Here is a 530-nt window from a genome sequence, read left to right as displayed (position 1 = left end):
TCCGAGCTAAAATTTTCTTCGTTTTTTCTTAGACGGGAGCTGGACATTCTAAAATTGCCGGCTCCTGCGTAATTGACCTGATTGGACGAAAATACTCTATCAACCGAAGGAGGAGAATATATGGCAATTCCACTATGGTTAACGGTAGGACTCCTTGCTGGATTATGGATGCCCGTTTCAGGGGCGTTGGGAGTAGCACCATGGCCACTCTTTATTGCTTGGGCAGCATTCTTTGCAGCAGGAGCAGATATGAATGCTATGAAAAAAGTTTATCCCAGTTTACTACTAGGAGTCGTTTGTGGCTATTTGACAATATACTTCGGTGCAATACAATTGGCTCCGGTACTAGGAACTATTGGAGTCCCGTTATTCGTGGGCTTGTTTGCAGCACTTTTAGTTATTATGGGCAAATTCAATATTTTTGCCCTAACTCCGGCAGCATTCTTTGGTTTCGCAGTCTATTTCGGAATAGGAGCGAATCTAAAAGCTACTTTAATTGGTTTATTACTTGGTCCGATCTTGGGTTATAT

1 protein-coding gene is annotated in these 530 nt (G+C 42.5%); it reads left to right on the top strand.

All coding sequences use genetic code 11. The features are described 5' to 3' along the window. Positions 1–120: 120 nt before the first annotated feature. Positions 121–530: DUF1097 domain-containing protein (locus DSOL_RS26315; RefSeq protein ID WP_075367617.1), on the top strand; the 410-nt coding region annotated here is incomplete at its 3' end.

Origin of the sequence: Desulfosporosinus metallidurans (genome assembly GCF_001936615.1) — a bacterium.
Classification (GTDB): domain Bacteria; phylum Bacillota; class Desulfitobacteriia; order Desulfitobacteriales; family Desulfitobacteriaceae; genus Desulfosporosinus; species Desulfosporosinus metallidurans.
Note: the sequence above shows the minus strand (reverse complement) of the source record. Positions and strands in the feature narration are given on the sequence as shown.